This window comes from Candidatus Sysuiplasma acidicola (assembly GCA_019721035.1).
GTDB lineage: Archaea > Thermoplasmatota > Thermoplasmata > Sysuiplasmatales > Sysuiplasmataceae > Sysuiplasma > Sysuiplasma acidicola.
Map to the genome: position 1 here is coordinate 1 of JAHEAA010000003.1, position 22,251 is coordinate 22,251.

Genomic DNA, 22,251 nt, shown 5'->3' on the forward strand with positions numbered 1-22,251 from the left:
TGGTTGCTTCACATCCTTCCATGAATCGGCACCGCCACCCTCCCTCCTTCTTTCCCACCTCTTGACTGTTTTCCAGTCCACATCGAGAGTACGCGCTATATCGGCTTTTCTCACACCCGCACGAAGGAGTTCATATCCCTTCCTCCTCTTCCACTCCCTCTCTGAAATGTCCTTTTTCTTTTTGCTCTCCCTGTTCCTCGCAGTCATCAGACAGTGTATGCACTATCGTCTATTTCTATTTAATTATTAAAGAGAATAGATTATAAGGCAAGATCATTCCAAAGAGCTATAATAGTCATTCATGGTTAAATGAAGTTATCTGAATGGGCGCGCAAGGAAAAGGCATAACATACAGAACAGCATGGCTCATGTGGAAGAGAGGAAAGCTCCCATGCCATATCAGCTTTCGGCTGGTGCAGTAATCACGGGAGAAGAACTCCGCCACTTTCTCTGATAAAGTTACATCTATACCTGTGTTTCCAGTTCCTGGAACAGGGTCAGGCTCGTCAGCCAGGGTGAGCGTATGCATCACTATGCAATTGCAGGAGGCTATAGCATACAAGAACCGTGCGATAAGCCGAAATGTTATCTGTTTGAATGGATAAATGTCCAGCCTGGCTTCACAATCTTCCTGCCGTTCAGGAAGATCGCCATGTGGAACAGATGGTCAGGTGCAGGCTTCATACTTTCAAAATCAGCAAAGATGTGCCGGCACCAAGAGCAGAAGGTAATGTTACGTCTCCGGCTGGCGCTGCCTGTTACGTTCGTGTTTAAGGGCTGAGGAGGAAGTCGCATAGATCAGTATGGAGGATACTATGCCAAGAAACGGGATGAGATAGAATAGCGCTGCAATCTTGTACATACTGTCATTGTATTTCGTGCCAATCCTCCACAAACCAATGAGCAGTCCGATTATGCCCAGCAACAGCAGTATAAGTGCGACTATGGTCATGAATCCTATGGCCAGCAGCAGTCCGGTGGAGAGCGCGATAGTGGAAACGGTGCTTCCTGCAGCAATTATGATTATGATGGCGGGGAAGATGATGACAAGGCCTATGATCAGCACGGTAACGAGGCTGGCCGGCGTATGGAACCTTATGTCTGTCTGCGAGAGGATCCTGAAGACAGATCTGATTACGAATATGGAATAGACAACGATTGCCAGCTCCACAATCATGAAAGTAACATCAATTAGCAGCGCTCTGCCTGCTGCATGAATACCAGCGCTTCCTGCTGCAAACAGCATCATAAGGTTACCGGATAGCAGGACAAAGAAACTGAGGACGGCTTCTGTAATGCCCAGTATACCGAACAGCCTGAGTCTGCCGAACACATTAGCATCGTTTTGCGCGTTTTCAGTCATGCTGTATTGCGCAGGTACCGCGTACCGAGTCCCGCCTGTATCGTACTTCATGTGACTTGCCGGTGCCGACTCTGCGCTCTTTGACTCCGTCTGGATGGTCACCGGATTCAGGATCGCACTGCATTCCGGGCACATTGCAACCGCATACTGCGGAACAACCGCTCCACAAACTCTGCATGTTCTCTGGGAGGCTGCCAGCTTATGTCCACAGTTTTTGCAGTATACTGCGCCATTCTCGTTTTCCGTCCCGCATTCAGCACATTTAGCGGATCTTTGAGCTGGCATGTATTATCCATTATTGACCGCTTCTATAAATCATACGCCGACGTGTTCTCTCCCTGACTGTTTTTCCAGGTCGATGCATGAGTTAAGTACAGAATATGAGATGCATGGACCGATGACAGATGAACTCAGAATAAGACATCGGCACAGATTGAGACAGAAGGAACTTCTGAACCTTACTGCAACTCTCAATGAGGAGCTGGGCACCACATCGTTCTCCCCTTCAGATCCTGTGGAAACAGCCGAAGTTTACGGTCTTGAGCAGAATGTCTATATTCTAAACGACGAGATTCTAGCACTGGAGATAGAGGGCATACCGTTCCTGTCGCTTACTGGATTGCTTAAGTATGGCGCTTCAAGGCGATACATCACAGTTGATTCAGGGGCTGTCAGATTTGTCGTGAATGGCGCCGACATAATGGGCCCGGGCGTCGTCGGCGGAGATGAAACTGTACGTAAGGGCCAGATTGTGTGGATCAGAGAGGAGAAGTACAGCAGGCCGCTTGCCATTGGCAGGAGCATCGTTGACGGCGGTACGTTCGGCAGGAAGGAGAAAGGAAAGTGTGCCGAATCCCTCTTTCATGTTGGCGACAAGCTATGGAAATTCAATGATTCTCTGAAGCATATATGAATCAGAGTCGCTCTTCAATACCAATATATGCGGTTAAAACACCTGTTTTTATGCACTTTGTTGATGCGCTTATATACTGGTGGTATGTAGCAAGACGGGGATTGGGTGATTGAACATCAGTAACGCAAGGACTAGTGCGGATTACAACATCGTTGGGCTGGGCCTTGTTCTCATCGGCGTCACTTTTCTCATCGCGGCGTTCGAAGGCATACTGCTGATCGGAGGCTCTTCACTTCTCGGTGTCATTCTGACCCTCATTGGAATAGTGTTCATTCTGCTGGAATACGGCAGGTTACGGGAGGTGGAGAAGCGCTTCCTTACGTTCGGCATAGTCGTGTACCTGGTGGCCACGCTGTTGTCCGTCATATCCGGCGTATCCGTTAGGTCGTTTTCTCCTTACCTTGCTCTGATGTATTCCGGGCATGCAGTCACTGCGCCGACAGTGCAGTTTGTCACCGGCATGGCTGCACTCATGGTCATAGGCACGCTTCTGTATGTTTCGTATTTCATATTCATACACGGTCTCTCGTCCAGCGAACACAAATCACTACTCTGGCTCGGACTGCTGGGCGGACTGTTCATATCAATATTCGTAATGCCAGTCGCGGATGTTCTCCAGTTTTACCACATAGGCGGGTTCGGACAAGTCGTCTCAATACTGAAGGGCGTAGTGAACATCATATTCGGTATTGCGTATATTCTCATCGGCATCGACATCAGGAAGTAGTCTTCTTCGCCATGCATAGGCATTTGGGCCAGGGTCCCGGCTAACGACAATATACGCATTTTCCAGCAGAATTGTCTCGGATCTTTTGAAGTGTTGCTGTTTTACGACTCCTCAACCAATTGTTCCGTGTTGCATCCGGATGAATCACATAATGCACTGGACATCGGCCTGGGGTACCGGCTCACATTCATCGTCCACAACATCTAAATAACGAATTCAGATATGTGCTATTAAGGGATAGGATGGCAATTCTCAAGAAAAGGGAATTTGGAAAAGGTGACATGTCTCCGGTGGAAACAACAGAATTCATAGATCTTACTCAGATGAATTTTGAGACTGAAAACCAGGTTGGCGCCAAGACACTGGTCAAAGTTGCAGAGATATACCGTTATGAGGATCTGAGCAAACTGACGGCACATGTCTTCAACGGGCACATACTCGTTCTCGATTACACCGCTCTCTCCGGCGATCAGCTTGCGATGAAACGCATAACGAATGATTTGAAGCTCATTGCCAGGGACGTAGGCGGCGACGTGGCTGGCCTGGGAAAGAATTATTTCATAGTCACGCCCGGCGGCGTTAAGGTAGACAGGAACAAGATCAAAGGCGGCTTCTGATATCATTCCGATATTGGCGGAGTTGCTGAAAACGCACCATCCTTGAAGATCAGCGTAAGATAACCGTGTTCTACCTTGGAATGCCTGAGCTTCAGACACCTTATTCTCAGCTGATAGTCTGCCTCTCCCACCTGGTGAAACCGCAGCGCAATAGTTCCGTCCGCGAGAAAATCCTCCCCGTATGCGGATATCTCTTCGCTTCCAGGCTGAAGTTCGGATATTATGAATGAGGTTATTCCCATCTTCCTCAGGAAACCGAAGAAATGAAAGAGCTCCTGCCTGGGATTTTCAACGTGGTTGAGTGAGAAGACCGCATTTATTGAATCGAGCACCACAATGTCCACACCTGCGGCCTCGATCCTCTTTTTGATGTATTCCTCAAGTATCTTGAACCAGTCCCTTCCGCTGTCCGCATCTTCATGTTCCAGCCTGAGTGTTGCTATATCAGATATGGTGAGGGAGGAATCGTCTACAGGCCAGAAACCCAGTGATTTCATGGATTCCATCAGACTCTGCTTCGTCTCCTCGAGCGATATGTACAGACATTTCATTCCCATTTTTCTCGAATTGTTCCACAGGAGATTCATGGATACCGAGGACTTCATCGTGCCCGGCGAACCGAAGATAAGAACGATGTGTCCCTTCCTTATCCCGCCGTCGATCCTGCCGTCAAAACCCTCTATGAATGTCTTAACTCTGTCTGTAGCCGCTGTCTTTGTTTCCAATTAAACCGCCGTTTACTTCACCTGTTTTGATTTAAAACTGATGACACGATTCTCGTCTTTTCTCACTCACTCTTCATCAGCGGCCTGAATGTCCTCAAATATTGCATTACTCTTTACTTCATCATCATGGGCCGGAGAGACCACATCGTCGTGCATGACGGCGTTCATGGAAGCATAAGGCTGGACGGCCTTTACGGCGATTTGCTGGATACACCAGAAATGCAGAGAATGGGGCAGATTCATCAGCTCGGCCTCGCCAACCTTGTTTTCCCGGGGGCCAATCACACAAGAATGGAGCACATGATCGGAGCGTTCCATCTTGCCGGGAGATTCTGCTCCTCGCTTGGTATCACCGGGCATGAAGCCGAGATGCTGCGCGTTGCTGCTCTCGTCCATGATGTCGGCCATCCGCCTTTCTCGCACACCTTTGAGGACGTTCTGAAGAGAAGACTCGGCATAGATCACATGGAGCTGACAGCCAGGATTATAAGAGGGCTGGTGGACGTCGTTCCGGAGGGAGAAACCACAGTTCTACGCAATCAGCCAAGAATCGTCGACTGTATCGAAAAATCGGGACTGGATGTCGGTGAAGTGGCGGAACTCGTCATGATGGAAGAGGGCGTTGGCGGCCTGGCTGCTTATCTCACATCACTGATACACGGTCCGGTGGATGTCGATCAGCTGGACTACCTGATGCGTGATGCACATTATACCGGAGTCGCTCAGGGGAGGATAGATGCCGACAGGATAGTCGAAACTTCGGTGATTTCGAACGGCACCATGGCAGTCAGCAGGAGAGGCATGTCTGCAGTGGAGGGACTCACAGTCTCAAGGGTGCTAATGAACAGCTCCGTCTATTTCCACAAGACAGTCAGAATAGCGGAGATGATGCTGACCAAAGCGGTTTCGATGCTCGATCGTGACCACTTTGTCGACGTCTTCAAGGACACTGACGCCTCCCTTTCTGAAAGACTCAAAGTGCACGGCGGTTATCAGAGAGAAATCGCGCTCAGGTTGAAATACAGAAGACTCTACAAGTCCTCTCTTCTGCTCAGCATCGATGGCATGAACAGTGAACAGCGGAAGAGGATCATGGACCTGTCACGGAGAGGCTCTCTCCCGAAGATAGAGGACGAACTCTCCGCCTCGGCAGGCGCCGATCAGGGAAGCGTGATCATAGACGCGGCTCCAATAGAATATCTGGCAGGCAGGGGCAGAAAGGGCAAGACAGAGGTGCCGATACTCGATGATGACGGCAGACTGAGGAAGCTCACCTCCCTGAGTTCAATAGCGCGTGCTGTCCAGATGCATTCCAGCCAGGACTGGGGACTCATGGTTGTCTGCGACGGCAGGATCAGGAGCAGGGTTGCGAAGATAGCTTCGCATGCGATATTCGGTTGAGTGCTGCGTTCTGACCCAATGCATGCTGCTCTCAACCTTTCATGACGCCAACGGGAACGACGCGGGCAACCATCCTGGACAGTCCAGCACCCTGGGTTATCCTGACGACATCGTCCACATTCTTGTAAGCTCCCGGCGCCTCCTCCAGTATTCCCTCGACGGTTGCGGATTTCAGATATATGCCGCTGTCGGACATCTTGCGCCTCACTTCCGCTTCATTGTACATTCTCGTGGCAGCGCTCCTTGAAAGAATGCGTCCGGCTCCGTGGCACGTCGAACCAAAACTCTCCCTTACGGAACCCTCGGCACCCACGAGCAGGAAACTGGCCGTGCCCATGTCACCAGGAATGATCACAGGCTGGCCGACCGCGGAGTATTTCCGGGGCACAAGCGGATGCCCTGCGGGGAGTGCTCTGGTAGCTCCCTTCCTGTGTATATATGCACGCACCTTCCTGCCTTCGACAACATACTCCTCAATCTTTGCTATGTTATGCGCAACGTCGTACACGAGGTGCATTCCAAGCTCATCCGGCGAACGGGAAAAAACAGACTTGAATGCCTCTCTGATGCGGTGAAGTATCAGCTGCCTGTTGGCCCAGCCAAAGTTTGCCGCCGCGGCCATGGCCGCAAAATATTCCTCTCCCTCCCTTGAATGAATTGGCGCGCACGCGAGCTGCCTGTCGGGCAGATTGTAGCCGTAACCCGCAATCTTCTCTTCCATCAGTTTCAGATAATCCGTGGCAACCTGATGACCCAGCCCTCTTGAGCCTGTGTGCACTGTTACGACAATCTGATCCTCCGATTCGATGCCGAATTTGTGTGCTACTTCCCTGTCGAAGATCTTCTCCACCCTGTCGATTTCCAGAAAATGGTTACCGGAACCCAGCGTGCCGATCTGCTTTCTTCCTCTCTGCTTCGCCCTGACGCTCACCTTCGAAGAGTCTGCGCTGCTGTAAAGTCCGTTTTCCTCAGTGACTTCGAGATCCTCCTCCCAGCCGTAGCCGTTTTCCACTGCCCATTTGGCCCCGTTGTCGAGGACCCTGTCAATTTCATTGCCTTTTGCGTTGACGTTGCCTTCAGAACCGACACCGCAGGGGACAAGGCGAAAGAGCATATCCATCAGTTCCTTAATCCTGTCTTTTACGTCGGCGTACATCAAAGCTGTCCTGACCATTCTCACTCCGCAGTTGATATCGAAGCCGAGGCCACCAGGAGATATGACTCCATCCTCTTCCGATTCTGCAATCACTCCGCCGATCGGGAAACCATATCCCCAGTGTATGTCCGGCATTGCCAGCGCCTTTCCCACTATGCCGGGCATCATCGTTATGTTGGCGGCCTGTTCAAGAGCGTTATCCTGCTTTATCGACTGTATCATCTTTTCATCTGAATAAATGATCGCGGACGTTCTCATTCCCTGCTTGTAGGATGCCGGTATCTCGTACCTGAACTCGTCTATTTTGTTTAATGTGCCGTTCCAGCCCAATGTATTCAGCCCGTGTTTTTCCAACTTCTCGGTGCTTATAATAGTTGCGGGCATGAGAGCAATTAACGCCACGTCGTATCTCCTCGGCAAACGGAGTCAATGGTTTCCGTTTGCTCACAGCGAATTCACAATCGGAAACTCTGTCCTCGAAACCTGGTGATTTGCAGTTATTCCCTTAAATCAAACGCAACGCGTCATCAGAATCCCTTTGGTATTGCGCAGAAGCCGCCTGCCCTGCCGCTCAGTCTCACAATCGGTGCGCCTACCCTGTCTGCAAATTTCTCTGGCGCGCGTGTGAATTCGTAATTGTCCACCAGCACAATGCCTCTCTCCATATGTTCCCAGGCGCACTCAAGTTCGAAGTTCACATGGCTGAACGTGTGTCTGCTGTCATGATAGAAAAGCTGTATGTCGCCCAGATCATTGAGCAATGGCTTGAGCAACTCTCTGGCATCGCCTTTGTGTAAATGCCACTTTTTCTTCAATCTTTCCGGCACAAGAAAGCCTACAGGATACTCCTCCTTTTCCTCGCCGTATTTCACACCGAGATCGATAGAATGAAGCATGCCGGATCTGAGCGCAGACAACAGGAATGTCGTCGAAACGCCCGATCCCACGCCGGTTTCCACCGCAACGGATGGCCTCAGCAGCCGGGTTATCGCGTACAGTGCTTTCCTCTTATCATATGTCAGTGCCCAGAGATTCTTTCCTCTTAATTTCCCTGAAACGATTTTCTGTACAGCAAGGCTCTCTTCACACAGTTTGAGAACGCGCGATATATCCGTGTCGAAGAGTCTGGCAATATGTGCAGTGTAATTGACAGCTGTCATTGTCAAGGGTATATTGCGCCGTGCTACATATTTATCCTATTGCCCGTCATCCATGTACTCATGACCGATTTCGCAAAACTGGAGATAAAACTGCGCAGTTTATGTTCAAGATACGGAAGCGAACTGCAGGTGCTCATGGAGCACCCGTCTTCCGGTTTTTCCTTCAGACATAATAGCGGAAGTGAGTTCCCTTCCGCCAGCATAATCAAGCTATTCATTCTTGATTACGCGCTGGAATATGAGAAGCGGCCCGGGGTTCATGTGCCGGTGTCTTCCCTTACCATGACGGAAGACAGCATGCTGAATTTCTTTTCCGGTTCCACCCTGACAGTCCGGGCACTTCTCTCGCTGATGATCGATGTGAGCGACAATGCTGCAACAAACTATCTGATAAGCCGATACGGCATGCAGCGGCTCAACGAACACATCCGCTCCAGAGGTTGGAAGCGCACCCGACTCAGGAGATTCATGCTTGATTTCAAGGCAAGGGAAGCGGGGCTTGAGAACACAACAACTCTCGATGATGTCTTCGACCTAATTGCTCAGCATGCACTGAATCAGTCAAGCACAAAGAGCCGCACTTTTCTGAATATGATGAGATTTCAACATGACAGAAGCAGGATCGCCCTCCTGCTTCCGGAAGGCGTGACAGGATCGAAGAGCGGAAGTCTGGGCAACGTGTACAGCGATGTGGCATTCATCTCTGCCGCAGGAGGCTTTTCCTATGCTGGATTCATGACCCGTGACGCCGCTGCGGCCGTGGCAAGAACGTTCATACCGAAGCTGTCACTACTCTTCTACCGCACGATTTCTAGATAGCGTGATGCACATAATCTGACGGACGATGGAGGGTGCGCCCCACCAGTTTAACCACCGCAGGATGTCAGAGACCATCGCTGCCGTGAAATAGTTTACTTGGCTTTGAAGATCCATGGACTCGTACGAACCTGCAGGCGGATTGAATTCAGAAATCGAATCCCTTCGCATCAGGGAGTATGTGCCGGAAGATTTCAGAAGTGTGATACGCCTCTGGACTGTCTCAGGAATCCACGTCGGCCCTTCGGACACGGTTGAGGAACTGGAACGGACAAGACAACGCGATCCGGATTTGTTCCTTGTGGCCGAAACGCATGATAGTGTTGTGGGCGTTGTCCTCGGCCGCTTTGATGGCCGGCGCGGATGGATACATCATCTTGCCGTAGACCCGTCACACCGCTCGCACGGCATCGGAGGACTTCTTGTCAGGGAGCTGGAGAAACGCCTGTCGGCAAAGGGATGCTCGAAGGTTAATCTGCATGTCCTCCGATCCAACGAGGGTGTTTGCGCGTTCTATGAGGCCCTGGGCTACAGCAGATTTGACCTGATATTCATGGACAAATGGCTCAATCCGCCGTAGGACGGCAGAGCAGCAATCAGGTATCGGCCGCCGATCACGCCGGCGCGCTCATTTCAGGTGCATTCTTTCATATGATATCGAAACGCTTTCTGTACTCGCTCGAGTCATTCACTCCTTCGTAGCTCACGCCGTCCTTCCATCTGGCATAGGCCCATTTCTCATAAGTCCGCTTCTGTTTCGCACTCGCTCTTTTCATCTGCACAAATGTCAGCTTGCCCGGCCTCTCTTCAAGTCTGAGCGAAATGCTCTTGAGCTGACCGTGTCTCGCAACAGTGAGCGTTATGTCTTCCCGAGGAGAGAGTTCCCTTATTCTGCTGGCAAAATCGGGCGGCATAACGCGCATGCCGTTCACCGCTATGATTTCGTCTCCAGGAAAAACGCCTGCTTCGGCGGCAGGCATGCCTTCCAGTACGCTGCCCACAGTCTCTGGCGTCTTTCTGGACATCAGTATTCCGGCACATCCCTCTTTGCGCTCGCTTTCCCTTTTCATTTCCAGGCCCGCCAGCGCGAGATATCTGCCGAATTGCAAATCGCCCCTGCCTCTGATAAGACTCCTGCAGAGCTGTGATGCATCGCTTCCGAGCACCTTGCCGCAGGCCGCGACAAAATCTTCTTCGGTAAATCCCCTGCCTTTCCTGTAGGTGGTGTTGTAGAGCAGGCGCATGACGTCGTCGAGTCTCTTCCTTCCGTCGGTGGCATCCAGGATGTGCAGGTCGAGGAGCATGCCTATGAGACTCCCCTTCGTATAGTATGATATGCCCGAATTCACAGAGTTCTCATCCGGTTTGTAGAGTTTTATCCAGGTGTCGAAACTGGACTCATCCGCGCTCTGGTAATTCCGACCGGGCGTGTTCATGTATGATTCGGCCATTCTAGCAAAGCTCCTTAACAGTTCTCCCGGCGTCACGATCATGGCGCGTCTCAATGCGATGTATGTGTAGTATGAAGTGAAACCTTCCGAAAACCACAGCAGCCCGGTGTATACTTCCTTCGTATAATCGAACGGACCAAGAGGTACCGGTCTGAGTCTCTTGACGTTCCACAGGTGGAAGAACTCGTGGGATATCGTGCTCAGTCTGGCCAGATAGTCCTCCCTGATCCTGAACGAAAAAGGATCGGCGAGGCAATGCGTCGAGTTTAGATGTTCCAGTCCTCCCGAGGCACCAGGCAGCAGGTCGTAGATGAAGAGATATCTGTCGTACGGCACGTCCTTCATAATGTCTATTTCCGCACGTACAATTTTTTCAACGTCGGACGTGAATGTATCCTTATCAATGGTGCCTGAGCCGTAAATTGCTATCTCATGATCCTTTCCTGCTGCCTTGAAATGGGTGGAAATATGGTTGCCTGCTTCGACCGGCGAATCAATGAGTATGTCAAAATCCGGGGCCGTAAACGTCCATTTGTCTTCGGTTCTGCCGAGTCCTGTGGAAACGTTGTTCCACCCGTCCAGGGGAATAATCCTGAGCACCGCCTGAAGGTGTTCGTAACCCTTTGCGTAAAGAAGCGAGCTTCCGCCGTTGAGCGTCAGGTGAGTGTCGTCGACGAAACTCTGGTGCACCGTTATCATGTGTGCATGAACCCTGTACCTCACGACAACTTTCCGGCCGTCCGCCCTGAATGTCCATGTGCTCTTGTCCTTCTTCTCCATCTTCATTGCCCTGCCGTCTGCGTTGACGGCCGATATGTTCACAATGTGCCTGGCAAAATCCTCGATACGGTAAGAGCCAGGAGCCCATGCTGCCATGCATATGTCCACCACGCCCTTCTGCGGCCTGAAAGACATCTCAACGTTGAGGCAGTTCAGTCTGTTGTCTCTCGCATCAACTGTATACTCTATCTTTTCTTCCATCGTTATCACACAATCTCTTCTCTTATCGCTGCGTGCGTGAAAGGATTTTACTGTTCAGACCGTCGGAAGGGCCTCATTTTCTCAACGCATGCGATGCCATCGTCGTGGCTAGTTCCCCTCTCGTCCTGTCCAGCATCGCACGTGCGGTGTCCTGTTTCTTTCTGATCTGCACGAGCTTGGACGGGTAATGCAGCCTCGAGATCGCAACAAACAGACGCTCCATTTCGTTCACCCAGTGGGCCGCTTCCTCGACTCTCCCTTCGATCATGCTGTTGAGCGCAATCCTCCTGAATTCACCTATCAGGTCAGACAATCCGAGTACATATGTGGAAGCATCGACCTTAAGCTGCGCAGGCGTCGGTAAATCCTTTCCGCTCACCGCGCATCTCAGCAGCGTTGCCTCGACGTATTCCTGAAGAGCCTCCTCCACAAAACCGCTGTAATAGACTTCATAGTTGCCGGTCAGGAGTGTATTCAGCTCCATCACGACAGATTTGAGATTCCTGAATCCGTCCACCACCTCTCTGGATGCTGCCCCCTTCTGCATCCTGTAAATGAGGTCCGACGATAGGCGCACAATCTCTCTGCATCGTTTCAGTGCAATTTCGCGAAGCTCGTCTCTTTCGTCGAGTTCCCGCTCCACTTCCGACATTACCGTGTCAAGTTTTTCAACCGTCATCTTTTCATCCTCAGGCAGCACCACGATAATGCAGTTTCCTTCCGGAAGCGCTCTTCCTTTCAATCTCTTCAATCGTGCCTATATCCCTCCTGCTATAGAGATTCCCCCTTACACACACTGCTGCTGCATCAATTGCCGATGCGGCCTGCCACGGCTGATCTGCCTTTGCCAGCAATGCAAATGACCGTGAAGTCGTCGTTAGAATCTTCCCGGCCCCCGCATTTACCGAGCCGTAATACAGGGTGGCATTGCTTCCCGCAATGCATTTCTCATCTATGAATATTTCAGCGTTTGGCATAGGCCGTTCGCCGTAGCCTGTCGGCACGTAGTATCTGCAGACGGTGCTCGAACGCTCGAATGAAAGGCCGTTCCTGAGATTTCCCTCCGCAGCCGAAAGCAGCACAGATCCCAGATCACCTTTTGTGACGGCAAGAACATTCATGGATTCGGGATCGGCGAAGCGGGCGTTGAATTCAAGCAGTCTGATGCCTTCCGCAGTTAGTATGAATCCGCCGTACAGGAGTCCCCTGAATTCCCTTCCCTCGCTCTTCATGGCGTCTATTACACGCTGCATCGTGTCCAGCGCGGAATCCCTGTCCGGTTCTTCGACGAAGGGGAGGAGTCCGTCTGCCAGAGTGTATGAGCCCATGCCTCCTGTATTTGGACCCCTGTCGCCCTCAAACGCACGTTTGTGATCCTGTGCGAGCGGGAAGGGGAGGAGGCGTGTGCCGTCTGAAATCGCCTGCAGGCTGAACTCTTCACCTACGAGCTTCTCTTCAACGACTACTTCCGTTTTTCCCCCGGCGGAGGAGAATATCTCTTTCACGTATGTGCATGCCTCACGATTGTCAGCGAGCTGATCGCCTACGACCTTCACTCCCTTTCCACCCGTAAGACCGGACGGTTTGACAACTACCGGATAATCACACTTCTCTATGTGCTCAACCGCTTCCGCAATATTGTCGAACGATGCGTAAACGGGATTGCCGGGTATTCCATGCCTTTTTAGCAGTCCCCTCGTGAATGATTTCGACGACTCGATTTCCGCAGCCCTCTTTACGGGTCCGAAACAGGCGACCGCCGCATCTGCAAGGACATCGGCCACTCCTGCGGCAAGCGGATTTTCGGGCCCTATCACAGCAAAGTCCGCATTGTTCTTACTGGCAAATGCCGAAATGGCGAGAGCATCAGTTTCATCGCACTGCATTACCGCTTGTGCAAGTGCCTCTATCCCAGGATTCCTGTTTTTCATCGCAGCGATTATTGAGTTGCCCTCGAACTTCAGTCTGCTGACAAGTGCATGCTCCCTGCAGCCTCCACCAACTACGAGAATTTTCATCTGAATGCGTTTTGTCATTGTCCGCACTCCTTAAAAATTGTCGCCGTGATGTGATGACGCACATCTGACCTCCGATTTCACCAAAAGTTTATCAGGAGCTTACGCAAGTCGCGCAGAAGTGGATAGGCGAAAGTTACACGCAGTTCTGCTAACACTTTGCGCCGCCGCGCTCTGGGGAACAACCTTTCCGGCTGTTAAGGTCGGACTCGAATACGTCAATCCGTTTAATTTTCTCATGTGGAGGTTTTTTCTCGCAACAATTGTGCTGCTGATTGTCCAGATGCTGAGAGGAACGAGCATAAATGAGTTGATTCGGCCCGAAACAGTTACGATGGGTTTCGTCATGTCTCTCTCCTTCCTGATGCAGTATCTTGGCCAGGTCGGAACGACAGCTTCAGAAGCAGCGGTACTCATCAACTCCAGTCCGGTGATGGTTCCTATGCTGGGGTACGCGCTCATAAAGGAGCGTCTCAATGCAAAGAAGTGGTCCGCCGTGGTATTCGGCACAGTCGGTGTCGTATTGATGTCAGGCATCGCTGCAGCGAACGGGAACAGTGGTTATCCAGTCATCGGAACGATCGAGCTGCTGTTCAGTGCGCTGCTGACTTCCATTTTCATTGTCGTTTCGAAGAAGAATGTTGCCGTGGTCAAGCCGCTCGATATCATACTCGGCTCATTCATTTTCGCATCCCTTTTTATTTTCATGTTCACGCTCCTGTCAGGCAATGTTTCACTTTCTCTTTGGAACAGTTATACCACTTCAGCAATTGTGATCTACCTGTCTCTCTTCTGCACAGCCTTGCCTTTCATTCTCTGGTTCAGAGGTCTCGGTTCACTTTCGGCAACAGGTTCCACTGTGATCACGCTTTTTGAACCGGTAGTCGGTGTGGCCCTATCCGTCGTGTTCCTCGGAGAAGCGTTTACTGTTTTAGCCGCCGCTGGAACATCGCTGATTTTTATTGCGATCGTGCTGATGGGCACTCAGTGACAGGCTACCACTCAAATGCTGTTTCCAGTGCGATGCGTCTGAGCTTTTCTTTTCTTTCCCGATAATCCGGCAGGAATGACGATACAAGCTGCCAGAATGCATCACCGTGGCTTCTGTGCCTCAGGTGGCACAGTTCATGTATTATGACATAGTCGATGACGTCTTCAGGGAAAACTGACAGTTTCGAATTGAACCTGATTGTTCCCGAGGGCGAACAGCTCCCCCATTTGCTTCGGAACTCCTTCAGTTCGTATCTGAGTGAGTGCAACTTCGTCAGTTTTTCAAGCGCAGCGATCCTTCCGGAGAGATATGATGCTGTCTCCCCCATGTAGAATGCCCTGAGAAAATCAAGCGGTTCTTTGCCATCCTGCCTCGATGAGGGCAAAACAAGTGTCTTCGCCCCATTCGCTGTAATCAGATGAGGTTCAGAAACGCCGGAAGTCAGATGCAATGCAATTTCACTTCCAAAGTGAGGAACAGATGTGCCGTCCCTTGCCTGAACCACCCGCCTTCGCCTCTCCATCATTTTCTCTCTGGCTTTCACGACCCATCGTGCGTTGGAAGCAAGAAACCCCTCCGCCGCATTCAGCGAAGTGCCCGGCGGTACTCTTACTCTCACGCCGCCGTGTTCGTCCACGACGATACCAAGTCTGCGGGTCCGCCTGCTCGTGTAAATGCTGTAGTAAATATCCACGCCGCTGACTTTTATGCGATGCTCCACTGACGCAGAGTTTCCCATATGCGGTGAGGACAGCAGCGGCACCTATTTCGACTTTTTCATCTCCGACTGATTATGGTCTCCGTGGGCGAAGACAGAAGTGTTTTAAGATTGTATTCAATGCGATTGCCGATGAGATCTCCGCCAAAGGAAATGGACGCGATGGAGAGACTCCGGCGTGGAGGCATCTCCGTCGGGGATGAAGTGCGTGTCAGGAACGGTGCCGGCGAAATGAAGGGCATACTCCTGCCGCATCACGATTTCAGCCGGAGGGATGTTTTCACTATCAAACTTTCATCCGGTTACAATACAGGCATACGATATGACGACAACACGCAGGTGGAGAAAATCGCGTCAGCGCCAGTCCCGGAGCCTCACGCCTCGGCTCAAAGACGTGGCAGCAGCTCAGGAAAACGAGTTGCATTCATCGGAACTGGAGGAACAATCGCGAGTTACGTGGATTACAGGACAGGAGGCGTGTTCCCTGCATATGATGCTGATGGTATTGTATCGCTGGTGCCGGAGATTTCCGGCATCTGTTCGCTGGAGGGCAGGAATCTCTTTTCAGAAATGAGTGAAAATTTCGGTCACAGAGAATGGTCTTCGCTGGCCGAGGAAGTCGCTTCCAGGCTGAATGCCGGATACAACGGGGTGTTGATATCTCACGGCACAGACACGATGTCATATACCGCCGCTGCTCTCTCGTTCATGCTGCATGACCTGACGGGCCCGGTGGTGCTCGTCGGTGCTCAGCGCTCACCCGACAGGCCCTCATTCGACGGGTATCTGAATCTGCTGTGCGCATCAAGGGTCGCGGCTGAAAGTGACATAGGTGAAGTAGTTGTCGTCATGCATTCCAACTCATCGGACGGAGGGTGCACGATACACCGCGGCACAAAAGTCAGAAAAATGCATTCGAGCAGAAGAGATGCGTTCAGGAGCATAAATGCGCAACCCATCGGTTTCGTCAACGGGGGCGTCCGATGCACTTCCGCATACAGGAAGGCTTCCCCGGGTACTGTCACTGCCGAGACATCAATGTCAAAGGAAGTCGTTCTCGTGCAATTTTACCCCGATATGGGTAAGAAGGATTTCCTTGATCTGACGGAGGGAAAGAGAGGCGTGGTGATCGCCGGAACGGGACTGGGACACGTGAGCTCTGAGCTCGTAAAATCGATCACTATGAGGGTTTCGGAGAATGTCGCTGTCGTCGCCACCACACAGTGCCTCAATGGCACAACGGATCTGAATGTATATTCCACCGGCAGAGATATGCTGAAAGCCGGAGTTATACCTGGGGGCGACATGCTTCCGGAGGTCGCGTACGTGAAGCTCCGGTATGTGCTTGCACATCATCGCTCAAATGACTCAATCAGGCATGCAATGATGTCGAATCTTGCCGGCGAACTTACGGATAGAAGGGAGGGAACGGTAGATGCCGAATGACGGTGCAGGCATAAAGGCAGGTCTCGAAATACATCAGCAGCTCGACACGAACAAGCTGTTCTGCTCCTGTCAGTCGATACTGAGCGATACGGTGTCCGGCAGCGTCTTCAGAAAGTTGAGAGTATCCAGATCGGAAATGGGTGAGATAGATCGGGCAGCAGAGTGGCAATCCTCCATGGACAGGCTCTTCAGGTATGAAGTCACGGACAACAGCTGCCTTGTCGAACTCGACGAGGAACCGCCGCACGAAGTCAATTCGGAAGCAATTTTCACCGGACTGGAAATGGCAATGCTTCTTCATTCCAGACCTGTGGATGAAGTGCATTTCATGCGCAAGATTGTCGTAGACGGTTCCAACACCACGGGTTTTCAGCGCACAGCTCTCATTGCCACCGGCGGCTATGTCAAAGTCGGGGAAAAGCATGTGCGCATACAGACGATCTGCTGCGAGGAGGATGCATGCCGCAGGATGGAACTGAAGGGGGACACCGTTGTTTACAGGCTCGATAGACTTGGCGTTCCACTGCTTGAAATAGCAACCGAGCCGGACATCGACTCGCCGGAACTGCTTAAGGAAATAGCGAAACGGATAGGGCAGCTTCTCAGGGCAACCGGAAGGGTGAAAAGGGGAATAGGAACTATAAGGGAGGATCTGAATATTTCGATCGCGGGCGGAGCAAGGGTGGAAATCAAAGGCGTTCAGGAGCTGGACATGCTGCCCAAAATAGCATCAATGGAAGCAATGCGGCAGAAGCGTCTTACCGACGCCGCAGCGGAACTCCGGAAAAGGGGAGCAAAGAAACACAGACAGGCGTGGAAGGACATCACCAATCTGTTTGTATCGAGCAACTCGTCAGTCATAAGGAACGCTCTTTCAGCCGGGAATGTGATAGGCGGTGCCCTGCTGCCATCATTTAACGGCGTACTGTCATCAGACGGCGTGAGTGTTGTGGGCACTGAACTGGCGCAGCGTGTGCGTCCCCTTGGCGTCCGCGGCGTCATGCATTCCGACGAGCTGCCCGCATACGGCATAAGCAGTGAGGAAAAAGCATCCGTCGCACGGTCGCTTTCAGCCGTGGCAGGCGACGCATTTGTCATTGCCGCTGCGCCTTCAGGCATTATGGATCGTATTTTCGACGAGATTTTCCGCAGGGCGGGCGAGGCAATTGAGGGAGTGCCGGAAGAGACTAGGGACGCGATGCAGGACGGCAGTACTGCATACAGCAGGCCCCTTCCTGGAAGAGCGAGGATGTATCCTGAGACGGATGTTCTGCCTGTTGTCATAACTGAAGATTTCTTGAAGGCCGTGGCGGAGAAACTGCCGGAGCCGTTCGAAGTGCAGGCCGGACGCCTTTCACAGACCTTCTCCATACACATGCAGCAGGCTGTCCAGATAGCAGAGGAGGGACTGGCGCCCTTCTTCGAAGCCGTATGCAGTGCTTATGGTAATGCGTCGGTTCTTGCCAGAATCCTGCTAAATTACATACCGGAGGCGGAGAGGAACACAGGCAAGACGTTCGATGATCGTGAGGCGATTGAGCAGATCATGCAGGCGCTTGCGGCTGGACGATTTGCCAAAGAAGGCGTTCCTTCAGTGATATCATGCATACTGGGCGGAAAGCGGGCGTCAGATTGCATTGCGGAGGCATCCTCATCTTCCGGGGGCGTGGACGCGGCGAAGATAATTGCCGGCATAATCGAAAGCCATATGGAAATGGTGAGGGAAAGGGGCGAGGCGTCGCTCGGCCCGCTGATGGGGCTGGCAATGAAGGAGCTCAGGGGAAGGATGGACGGGAAGGACATCAGCTCACTCCTTCTTTCTGAAATAAGGAATGCGCTCGCCGGTCGCGGCCCGTGAGACGTGCCTCCACGACGGCTATCGTCTCGAATTCCAGTTTACACTGTTTCAGCTTCCTGAACGACCACGCCGCCCCGGTTGTACCGAGGAGTTCACTCATGCCGCCAAGCGAACTGAGCACGAGCATCACCCTGCCGTTCTTCCGCAGCATGTCTTCGGCCTGGGACAGCAGACACTGGGCAAGCTCATACCCCTTCTCTCCTCCGGTCAGCAATCTGTCCGGATATCCGGCATCAGGAAGGTAGGGCGGGTTGAATGCAATCACATCGTGCCTGCCGGTTAGCGCCGTGAGCAAATCGCATCTCACAGTCTGAATGACAACACCATTCATCCGCGCATTGTGCGACGCCGCATGAAGGCAGTCAGTACTGATGTCTGTGGAAACAACGCCGTATCCAAGCATGGCTGCCCTGATGCCTATAATGCCTGTCCCCGTCCCTACATCGATGAAACTGCCTTCCCCCGAGTCCAGCGCGTCTAGCAGGAGTTCAGTGTCTTCCGAGGGGAAGTATGTGTCGTCTGACCATCTGTCGATTTCAATGCCCTTTATGCGCACCATCTGTTTCTCCGCCCACGCTGCGGATGTACTCGGCAAACTGTCTCATATGTTCCTGCATATCGAATTCTATTGCCCTTCTTATTCTCCACTTCGCTGGAGGCAATGAAAGTGGAATCTTCCACCATCCTTTAGGTTCCAGCACGATGAGCGCATCGATCCGCGCCTTTCCCGCCTCGTCCGTCATCGTGTACGTTCCCCTGACATTCCATATCCTGCTGCGCGATTCGAATTCCACTCTTCCGGGCGGTATGATGTGTGCAACGGTTCTGTCAACAAATTTAAACGGTCTTGTGAAGGTGTCTTCCATCGTCACCGTGTTGCCATCCCTGGAGAGTATCTTTCTTTCGGCCGTCATGTATTTGTTTGTAACGCTGTCATCAGGCCCGTAGTCCGTCCACCAGCTGAACAGCTCTGATGCCGATGCCGCCGCCATGGCTCTCAGCGCTATACGCATAGGCTCACATCCCGTATTCTTCTGCTGTCCGCATCTTCCAGTATGGGGTGGTGCATCTGACGATCACTGCCTGCGTCTCTCCGCGTGTGGGCGCTGATGGTGACCGGTGGATTCCCGCATCATCTTCGCATATACCCTGATGATGTCTGCAGCATCCGCAGATCCCTGATTGATCATCCTCTTCTCCGTCTTGATTTTCGTGATAACTGCATTGCCCCTGTCCGTTTCGATGATGTCTCCGATTGAAAACTCCTCTTCGGGCTGCGCTTCAATCTTCATCGAAAAAGTCGTTGAGCCGCGGTTTACTGAAACTCTGACCAGCTTTCTGGTTGTAGACTTTGCCCATATCGTTCTGATATCCGAACCCGCCGCTTCTCTGCTTCTTCCGTTTGCAGTTTCAATGGCTGTTACGAGGCTCCTCGCATCTCCGAGATAGATTTCCTCCCCCGTTCTGACAATCTCATCCATGAACAGCTTCGTTGTTCCGCGAACGGATGTGCCTTCGGAGCTCAGGACATACTGGACGTCCGTCAGTTTCTCCTCCACGAATGCCCTCTTGTGCACGTGTGAACATTCGAGGCATCTCAGTGTGAGTTCAGTGCCCTCTCTTCCGACGCCCTTCTGCGCATGCACAATTGCATGCGATGTTGCCCTCCTGCATACCGGGCATTCAACCTCTAAATCCTCCTGTTCGCTCATCATTCCTTCACCACCAAATCGATTATTCTCGTCAGATCCTTCTTCCTGACTGCATGGTCTGCAGCCTTCTCAATGCTTCTGTTCCATGCGTTGAAGGCGACGCTGATGCCTGCCGAACTGAAGAGCGAAATGTCTGATGGGCCGTCGCCTATCGCGGCGCACTCTGACCTGCCGACGTTGAACATCTTCATGATTTTCAACGCGCATTCGGATTTATCCTTTATCCTTACCCTCAACACTCCCTCGCCGGTAAGCATGCCCTCTCGATCGGCTTCGAGTCCGTTAGCAATGGCGCAGTCTATGCCTGTGAGTGAAGCTACTCTTTCTGCGAGTACATCTATGCCGCCGCTGATGATTGCCGTTCTGATGCCCCTCTCTCGCAGCGCGGCTACTGTTTCAACAGCACCGTTCATCAGCGGCTCTGCGTCCAGTATGCCGGTTATGTCAGAGACGGAGAGATCGGGTTTCACGTTTCTCCAGAGTTTGATATCGGATCTCATGAACTCCGCTTCGTCGATATCGTTGTCGAAAAAGCGCCTGGCATTCTCATCATTGCTGACACCGAAATGTCTGTGAATGGTAACCCATGAGCTGGTAGCATCGACTAGAACGCCGTCCATGTCAAACAGGACAAGTTTAAGAGACATCTACGGCAATCCACCGCCCGGTGTTAAGTGCCCTTGTTGCTATCTTCGTCTTTCTCCTTCCCCTCTTCCTTCCAGTTGTAGCTCTTGTTCAGAAGCGTGATGGTGCCCGCGACTATGACGATGGAAATGGCAAGTGCAACGAACATGAGCGAATGGTCGAGATCCAGCGACCCGATAAAACCGGAAATTGGCAGAAGCGTCGCATGGGCTAGAGGTACCACGGTGAAATTCAGGTACGTCACTTTAGATATTGCAATGGTTACGCTCCCCTGTCCGGGCAGATATCCGTTTTTCTGCACCCTGATTGTATATGTTCCCTGAGGTATGTTGTTCACTTCGTATATGCCGTTTGCATCTGTAACTGCCTGAAAAGTTCCGCCCGTTCCAGTAATGGTCACATTTGCGTACGCTAGCGGTTTCGCCGCTCCTGAACCCGTAGTTACGTTTACAAAACCGACGATCTCACCGAGCAGAGGTTTCAGTGTGAAGTTCAGCAAATTATCTGATCCCGGCGAAATTGATATTGACGTTTCGCTGACTCCGTACCCCTTTTTCGTTGCACTCGCATTGTACCTGCCTGCGGGAATGCCTGTCAGGATATACTCTCCAAGCGGCGCCGATGTATGTGTGGAGTATGAAATAGTAGAATTGCCAGATGTCGTGTTGCTCAATGTGACTGTTACATTGGCCACCGGGATGACGCCGTTTGTCACAAAACCTGTCAGGTTTCCATGAATTGCAATCATGGTAAAGAGTGCGCTGAAATTACCGGACCGCAGACTCGTGTTTGTGTAGGACGTGTTTGCTGCATACCCTTTCAACGTGGCAGTTATGTTGTACAGGCCAGGCGTTACGGCGAAAGAAGCTGTACCGTTAGCACCCGTCTTCAATGAATAGCTCGCAGCCACGCTGCTCGATGTATTCTTTACAGTGACTGTCACGCCGGCTAGCGGCAAACCTCCCGCTGTCATTACCTTCGCATGAACGTAGTATTCCGTGGACGCGTGTACAGGCTGCGCTATTACACCGGCACAGACAAGCGTAAGCAACAGGATTGCTGTCACCCCAACGGCCAATCTGTTCATGACAGGGTTAAGTTAACTTATAAGCTATATTAATGACTCTGTGAGCTGCTGATTGAGAACGGCCGGCAGCGCTTTACAGATTCTGCTTATTTAGTAAATCTGAGATATGCTTCTTCATGATTAAGAAAATAGTCGATATGGCCGTTATGGTCTCCGATGCTGCGGCCGCAGCAAAGTGGTACAGTGAAAAACTGGGATTCAAGACAGTGTCCAGCGAGGGACACTGGATCACTGTCGCGCCAGAGGGATCGCAGACTGTTCTTCACCTGTGCGAGGGAAAACTCGAACCAGGAAACACCGGAATAGCATTTTCAAGTGATGATATTGATCGTACGTACGAAGAACTCACATCAAGAGGTGTGGAGTTCACGAGCAAACCTGAAGACAAAGGCTGGGGCAAATTTGCGATGTTCCGCGATCCATCGGGGAACGAATTCTGGCTCCTCGGCAACGAGTAATTGGTCAGCGA

Annotated in this window: 24 protein-coding genes; 10 read left to right on the forward strand and 14 right to left on the reverse strand. The window is 51.8% G+C overall.

Annotated features, from left to right (window positions below):
* On the reverse strand, window positions 1-207 hold a 207-nt coding region (locus KIS30_01780; protein MBX8645475.1), incomplete at its 3' end, for a hypothetical protein.
* Between the two features lie 526 nt (window positions 208-733).
* Window positions 734-1,648 (reverse strand): DUF973 family protein, encoded by a 915-nt coding sequence (locus KIS30_01785; GenBank protein ID MBX8645476.1) that lies wholly within the window; start codon window positions 1,646-1,648, stop codon window positions 734-736.
* 112 nt (window positions 1,649-1,760) lie between these two features.
* On the opposite strand from KIS30_01785, the gene KIS30_01790 reads away from it, so the two are divergent.
* The 3 genes from KIS30_01790 to sepF all read left to right on the forward strand — a co-directional run bounded on the left by KIS30_01790 (window position 1,761) and on the right by sepF (window position 3,620).
* Window positions 1,761-2,276: an RNA-binding protein gene (locus KIS30_01790; GenBank protein MBX8645477.1), complete on the forward strand. Its 516-nt coding sequence runs from the start codon at window positions 1,761-1,763 to the stop codon at window positions 2,274-2,276.
* Window positions 2,277-2,385: 109 nt separating this feature from the next.
* A complete protein-coding gene (locus KIS30_01795) occupies window positions 2,386-3,003 on the forward strand; it encodes a hypothetical protein (protein ID MBX8645478.1) in 618 nt (205 codons plus the stop codon).
* A 242-nt stretch (window positions 3,004-3,245) separates the two neighbouring features.
* Window positions 3,246-3,620, forward strand: a complete 375-nt coding sequence (gene sepF, locus KIS30_01800) for a cell division protein SepF (protein MBX8645479.1) — start codon at window positions 3,246-3,248, stop codon at window positions 3,618-3,620.
* Between the two features lie 2 nt (window positions 3,621-3,622).
* Here the strand turns inward: sepF and KIS30_01805 are convergent, their stop codons facing one another.
* The gene (locus KIS30_01805) at window positions 3,623-4,345 is read right to left on the reverse strand and encodes an RAD55 family ATPase (GenBank protein MBX8645480.1); all 723 of its coding nucleotides are present in this window, start codon (window positions 4,343-4,345) and stop codon (window positions 3,623-3,625) included.
* 126 nt (window positions 4,346-4,471) lie between these two features.
* Here KIS30_01805 and KIS30_01810 point away from each other — a divergent pair, with 126 nt between their 5' ends.
* Entirely contained in the window at window positions 4,472-5,746 is a 1,275-nt protein-coding gene (locus KIS30_01810; protein ID MBX8645481.1) for an HD domain-containing protein, read from the forward strand.
* A 31-nt stretch (window positions 5,747-5,777) separates the two neighbouring features.
* On the opposite strand, the gene KIS30_01815 is transcribed toward KIS30_01810, so the two are convergent.
* Both KIS30_01815 and KIS30_01820 read right to left on the reverse strand, forming a co-directional pair.
* Window positions 5,778-7,286, reverse strand: coding sequence for an RtcB family protein (locus KIS30_01815; GenBank protein MBX8645482.1), 1,509 nt, complete (start codon window positions 7,284-7,286; stop codon window positions 5,778-5,780).
* Window positions 7,287-7,429: 143 nt separating this feature from the next.
* A complete protein-coding gene (locus KIS30_01820; GenBank protein MBX8645483.1) occupies window positions 7,430-8,062 on the reverse strand; it encodes a class I SAM-dependent methyltransferase in 633 nt (210 codons plus the stop codon).
* 60 nt (window positions 8,063-8,122) lie between these two features.
* On the opposite strand from KIS30_01820, the gene KIS30_01825 reads away from it, so the two are divergent.
* A complete protein-coding gene (locus KIS30_01825; protein MBX8645484.1) occupies window positions 8,123-8,881 on the forward strand; it encodes a serine hydrolase in 759 nt (252 codons plus the stop codon).
* A gap of 112 nt (window positions 8,882-8,993) precedes the next feature.
* Window positions 8,994-9,458, forward strand: coding sequence for a GNAT family acetyltransferase (locus KIS30_01830; GenBank protein MBX8645485.1), 465 nt, complete (start codon window positions 8,994-8,996; stop codon window positions 9,456-9,458).
* Between the two features lie 67 nt (window positions 9,459-9,525).
* Here the strand turns inward: KIS30_01830 and KIS30_01835 are convergent, their stop codons facing one another.
* The 3 genes from KIS30_01835 to purD form a co-directional block, all read right to left on the reverse strand.
* Window positions 9,526-11,310: a PDZ domain-containing protein gene (locus tag KIS30_01835; protein ID MBX8645486.1), complete on the reverse strand. Its 1,785-nt coding sequence runs from the start codon at window positions 11,308-11,310 to the stop codon at window positions 9,526-9,528.
* Window positions 11,311-11,383: 73 nt separating this feature from the next.
* Window positions 11,384-12,061, reverse strand: coding sequence for a haloacid dehalogenase (locus tag KIS30_01840; protein ID MBX8645487.1), 678 nt, complete (start codon window positions 12,059-12,061; stop codon window positions 11,384-11,386).
* Window positions 12,000-13,346, reverse strand: coding sequence for a phosphoribosylamine--glycine ligase (purD, locus tag KIS30_01845; protein ID MBX8645488.1), 1,347 nt, complete (start codon window positions 13,344-13,346; stop codon window positions 12,000-12,002). Before purD ends, KIS30_01840 begins: the two co-directional genes overlap by 62 nt.
* A 100-nt stretch (window positions 13,347-13,446) precedes the next feature.
* Between purD and KIS30_01850 the strand changes: the two genes are divergently transcribed.
* Window positions 13,447-14,316 (forward strand): DMT family transporter, encoded by an 870-nt coding sequence (locus tag KIS30_01850; protein ID MBX8645489.1) that lies wholly within the window; start codon window positions 13,447-13,449, stop codon window positions 14,314-14,316.
* A gap of 4 nt (window positions 14,317-14,320) precedes the next feature.
* On the opposite strand, the gene KIS30_01855 is transcribed toward KIS30_01850, so the two are convergent.
* Window positions 14,321-15,055: a M48 family metallopeptidase gene (locus tag KIS30_01855; GenBank protein ID MBX8645490.1), complete on the reverse strand. Its 735-nt coding sequence runs from the start codon at window positions 15,053-15,055 to the stop codon at window positions 14,321-14,323.
* A gap of 132 nt (window positions 15,056-15,187) precedes the next feature.
* On the opposite strand from KIS30_01855, the gene gatD reads away from it, so the two are divergent.
* On the forward strand, window positions 15,188-16,480 hold the full coding sequence (gene gatD, locus KIS30_01860; protein ID MBX8645491.1) for a Glu-tRNA(Gln) amidotransferase subunit GatD: 1,293 nt from the start codon (window positions 15,188-15,190) through the stop codon (window positions 16,478-16,480).
* Entirely contained in the window at window positions 16,470-18,338 is a 1,869-nt protein-coding gene (gatE, locus tag KIS30_01865; protein MBX8645492.1) for a Glu-tRNA(Gln) amidotransferase subunit GatE, read from the forward strand. The genes gatD and gatE overlap by 11 nt, the downstream gene beginning before the upstream one ends.
* On the opposite strand, the gene KIS30_01870 is transcribed toward gatE, so the two are convergent.
* The 5 genes from KIS30_01870 to KIS30_01890 all read right to left on the reverse strand — a co-directional run bounded on the left by KIS30_01870 (window position 18,283) and on the right by KIS30_01890 (window position 21,782).
* Entirely contained in the window at window positions 18,283-18,897 is a 615-nt protein-coding gene (locus KIS30_01870; protein ID MBX8645493.1) for a methyltransferase, read from the reverse strand. The two genes, gatE and KIS30_01870, sit on opposite strands and share 56 nt — an antisense overlap.
* Window positions 18,875-19,351, reverse strand: coding sequence for a hypothetical protein (locus KIS30_01875; protein ID MBX8645494.1), 477 nt, complete (start codon window positions 19,349-19,351; stop codon window positions 18,875-18,877). The genes KIS30_01870 and KIS30_01875 overlap by 23 nt, the downstream gene beginning before the upstream one ends.
* A gap of 63 nt (window positions 19,352-19,414) precedes the next feature.
* Complete coding sequence (locus KIS30_01880; GenBank protein ID MBX8645495.1) at window positions 19,415-20,053, reverse strand: hypothetical protein; 639 nt, start codon at window positions 20,051-20,053, stop codon at window positions 19,415-19,417.
* The gene (locus KIS30_01885; GenBank protein ID MBX8645496.1) at window positions 20,050-20,697 is read right to left on the reverse strand and encodes an HAD-IB family phosphatase; all 648 of its coding nucleotides are present in this window, start codon (window positions 20,695-20,697) and stop codon (window positions 20,050-20,052) included. The genes KIS30_01880 and KIS30_01885 overlap by 4 nt, the downstream gene beginning before the upstream one ends.
* A gap of 23 nt (window positions 20,698-20,720) precedes the next feature.
* Window positions 20,721-21,782, reverse strand: a complete 1,062-nt coding sequence (locus tag KIS30_01890) for a carboxypeptidase regulatory-like domain-containing protein (protein ID MBX8645497.1) — start codon at window positions 21,780-21,782, stop codon at window positions 20,721-20,723.
* A 116-nt stretch (window positions 21,783-21,898) separates the two neighbouring features.
* Here KIS30_01890 and KIS30_01895 point away from each other — a divergent pair, with 116 nt between their 5' ends.
* A complete protein-coding gene (locus KIS30_01895; GenBank protein ID MBX8645498.1) occupies window positions 21,899-22,240 on the forward strand; it encodes a VOC family protein in 342 nt (113 codons plus the stop codon).
* Window positions 22,241-22,251 lie beyond the last annotated feature (11 nt).